Source organism: Aestuariivirga sp. (genome assembly GCF_046093005.1).
Taxonomy (GTDB): domain Bacteria; phylum Pseudomonadota; class Alphaproteobacteria; order Rhizobiales; family Aestuariivirgaceae; genus Aestuariivirga.
The window spans coordinates 1-3,471 of the sequence record NZ_JBJTER010000111.1; the positions used below are offsets into that span (position 1 = coordinate 1).

The 3,471-nt window shown below is 66.3% G+C and carries 4 protein-coding genes and 2 pseudogenes; 2 read left to right on the forward strand and 4 right to left on the reverse strand.

What is annotated here, in order from left to right; all coding sequences use genetic code 11:
- The 4 genes and pseudogenes from rpsM to ACKOED_RS09745 form a co-directional block, all read right to left on the reverse strand.
- On the reverse strand, positions 1-334 hold a 334-nt coding region (gene rpsM / locus ACKOED_RS09730; protein WP_408916399.1), incomplete at its 3' end, for a 30S ribosomal protein S13.
- A gap of 34 nt (positions 335-368) precedes the next feature.
- Positions 369-482: a 50S ribosomal protein L36 gene (rpmJ, locus tag ACKOED_RS09735; RefSeq protein WP_004008316.1), complete on the reverse strand. Its 114-nt coding sequence runs from the start codon at positions 480-482 to the stop codon at positions 369-371.
- A 71-nt stretch (positions 483-553) separates the two neighbouring features.
- Positions 554-628: pseudogene (locus ACKOED_RS09740) on the reverse strand (translation initiation factor IF-1); the annotation flags it as partial.
- A gap of 344 nt (positions 629-972) precedes the next feature.
- Positions 973-2,283 (reverse strand): aromatic ring-hydroxylating oxygenase subunit alpha, encoded by a 1,311-nt coding sequence (locus tag ACKOED_RS09745; protein WP_408916400.1) that lies wholly within the window; start codon positions 2,281-2,283, stop codon positions 973-975.
- Positions 2,284-2,414: 131 nt separating this feature from the next.
- Between ACKOED_RS09745 and ACKOED_RS09750 the strand changes: the two genes are divergently transcribed.
- Both ACKOED_RS09750 and ACKOED_RS09755 read left to right on the forward strand, forming a co-directional pair.
- Positions 2,415-3,194: an SDR family NAD(P)-dependent oxidoreductase gene (locus ACKOED_RS09750; protein WP_408916401.1), complete on the forward strand. Its 780-nt coding sequence runs from the start codon at positions 2,415-2,417 to the stop codon at positions 3,192-3,194.
- Positions 3,166-3,471, forward strand: a pseudogene (locus ACKOED_RS09755) (hypothetical protein); the annotation flags it as partial. The gene ACKOED_RS09750 and the pseudogene ACKOED_RS09755, both read left to right, overlap by 29 nt.

The following is a 3,471-nucleotide window of genomic DNA, read 5'->3' on the forward strand; positions in this document are numbered from 1 at the left end:
CCTTGCGGGTGCGCGCGTTGGTGTGCGTGCGCTGGCCGCGCACGGGGAGACCCTTGCGGTGGCGAACGCCCTGGAGACAGCCGATCTCGATCTTGCGCTTGATGTCCTGCTGCACGTCGCGGCGCAGGTCACCCTCGACCGTGATGTTCTGGTCGATCCAGACGCGGATGCGGTTCAGTTCGTCCTCGGTGAGGTCGCGCACGCGGGTGCCGGCGTCGAGCCCCGTCACCTCGCAGATGCGCTTGGCGGTGGGACGGCCGATGCCGAAGACGTAGGTGAGGGCGATCTCGAGCCGCTTCTCGCGCGGGCTGTCGACGCCGGAAATTCTTGCCATGACTGTGGGTGTCCTCGATCGTGTTGTTTCGTTCTCAGCCCTGGCGCTGCTTGTGCCGGGGGTTCTCGCAGATGACCATCACGCGTCCGTGGCGACGGATGACCTTGCACTTGTCGCAGATGGGCTTGACGCTGGGGTTGACCTTCATGGTTGTTCTTCTCTCTCGCTGGCCTCGTGCGCCGGGTGGTTTCCCGGGCCGTTCCTTATCCAGCCCGACGGCTACTTGTAGCGGTAGACGATGCGGCCACGGGTCAGGTCGTAGGGGCTCAGCTCGACGATCACGCGGTCCTCCGGGTCATCCGCGGAGTCCTGCATGTCCTGCGCGAAGGCGGTGCCGGGCATGGCGGCAAACCCGCTCAGCGCGGCCCCGCACAACAGGGTGCGACGCAGTGCGCCGGACGCAATTCGGGCACGAAATGTGTTCATGGTCCTCTCTCCCCATCAGGCCGCGGCTGTCCCGCGTGCCCCTGTTTTCCCCTACCCCGACGTGTCTCCTCACGCCGTCCGGCCAAAGCCTGTTGGTATGGTGTGAGGGTGTATGAGCCTGCGCAAAGTGCACCATCCGCAAAAGCGATAGTGACCCGGTCAAACTGCGACATATTCGACACAGGCGCGGATCAATGCAGGATGCCGTAACGTCATTCAGCGGCTTGACACGCCTGTGCCTCGCGTTCGGCCTGCGCGCGGCGCGGATCATTGGGCCAGATCCATTGCGTTCCAATCACCTGTTCCACCCGCAAGGCCTCCGGCACATTGGCGATCCCGATCATCGCATCGAGGCTCTGGTGGAAGGCGTAGATCCGCGCCTCCTGATAGGACAGCGGCACCGACCGGAAGGCGCTCCCTTGCATCGACTGCTGGATCGCCTCGCCGAATTGGGTGTCTTCAAGGATGATCGGGCTCATCTGGCGACCGTTCGGCTGGCTGGTGTCAGGGACGGTCCACAGGTCGGGCGGCGGGGCGTCCGCCCAGTCCAGCGCCATCGTCACCAGCTCCAGCCGGGTGGTGGTGAGCGACGTCGGCCAGAACAGCAGCGGCGGGACGAAGTAGTTCGACAGCGGGCTGACCCAATTGGGGAACAGGGTATAGCTCTGCGTGCAGGTGCGGCCCAGTTCGCCGACGGTGTCGATCTGTTGCCAGCCGGGCGGGGAGTCGATGGCGCGCACATGCTCCCGGTCGGTTGCAAGCGGCGGCGGGGCGAGCATCCGGGCGTGGCCATTGGGGTAGAGCGTGTTGTAATTGCGGGTCGAATCCACCAGCGGGGCGACCGTGTCCGGGTGGATGAAGGGCACATGATAGACCTCCATGTTGGCCTCCATCGCCACCTTCCAATTGCACTGCAATTCGAAGGAATGCCGCGCCGCCAGCCGGATGCGGTCAAAGGCGAATTCCTCCCACTCGCGCGCCACCGGCCCCATCCAGTCGAGCAGCGGCATCGCCTGAAGGTCGAAATTGACGAAGATCACCTTGCCGAACAGCTCGCAGCGCACGGGCAGCAGGCCCCGGCACGACAGGTCGAAATCTTCGGGGAAATCGCGCCGTTCGGGCACGCCGACGAGGCTCCCGTCGGTCTTGTAGGTCCAGTTGTGATAGCCGCACATCAAGCGGCTGGACTTGCCCCGATCCTCGGTCACCACCGGCGCGCCCCGGTGACGGCAGGTGTTGTGGAAGGCGCGCACCACCCCGTCCATGCCATGCACGATCACGATCGGATCGCCCGCATTGTGCCAGCGCATCCAGCAGCCGGGCTCCGGGATTTCATCCATGTGCCCGGCGAACAGCCAGGACTTGCGGAACACGTGGCTCTGTTCGAGCGCGAAATATTCGGGGCTGGTGTAGCGCCCGGCTGGCATGTCGGGCAGGGCGGGGAAGCCTTCGGGCGGGGCGGTGCGGCGGCCCTCCCATTCCATCATCGCCTTCAGCTGCGCGACTTCGGCTGCGTCGATCATCCTCGCCTCTCCCTCGGGGCGCAGCCATACACCCGGCGCGCGCCCGCCCTGTCCTCGCGCTTTCGACAGTGGCCCCGCCGCCGCCGCCCGATAGGCTGGGCTGCGAAAACAAACGCTTTTGGGAGAGAGCAATGGCGGGCAGGGTGGCGGGCAAGGTGGCGCTCGTGACGGGCGGAGCGATGGGGCTGGGCAAGGCCGATTGCGAGGCGCTGGCGCGGGAAGGGGCGACAGTGATCGTCACCGACCGCGAGGTGGAACTGGCGCACAAGGTCGCGGCCGAGATCGGCGGCGATGCCATGGCGCTCGATGTCACCAGCGAGGAACAGTGGATCGAAGTCACGCGCGCCGTGCAGGAACGCCACGGCGGGCTCGATATCCTCGTCAACAATGCCGGCAACGTGATCTTCGAGAGCATCGAGGATTGCAGCCTCGCGCACTTCAGGCTGCATCTCGATATCCACGTGGTCGGCACGTTTCTGGGGTGCAAATATGCCGTCCCGCTGATGAAGCACCGCCATCTTGCGATTGGCGGGGGCGGGTCGTCGATCATCAACATGGCCTCGACTGCCGCGCTGATGGGCTATGGCAACATCCCCGCCTATGCCGCGTGCAAGGCGGGGATCGCAGGGATGACCCGCAGCCTTGCGGTGGACTTTCAAGACAAGGGCTACGGCATCAGGGTCAATGCGCTCGCGCCCGGCGGGATCGAGACGCCGATGGTGATGGGCGTGTCGGGCCGGGCGGGGCAGACCCCGATGGAGATTCCGGCCGGGCCGCTGGCCGCCGATGCACTGGGCCACCCGAGCGACGTGGCAGGCTGCGTGCTGTTCCTCGCGTCCGACGAAGCGCGGTTCCTGAATGGCCTGACGATCCCGGTGGACAATGGCCTCTACGCCCGCCCCCACCACTGAGGCGCCGGGCGCCCACCGTTGGCCGAAGCCCGGCGATCAGCCGGGCGCCCACCGTTGGTACGTGCTGGCGCTGCTGACGCTGACGAGCGCCTTCAGCGTCGCCGACCGGCTGGTGTTCGGCATTCTGGTCGAGGATATCAAGGCGGCCTTCACGCTTTCGGATTTCGAGCTGGGGCTGCTCGGCGGGGCGGCGTTCTCGCTGGTCTATGTGCTCGCCGGCTTCCCCGCGCTGCGGCTCGCGCACCGTCCAGTAGAGCACCCCGCCGATCACCAGCCC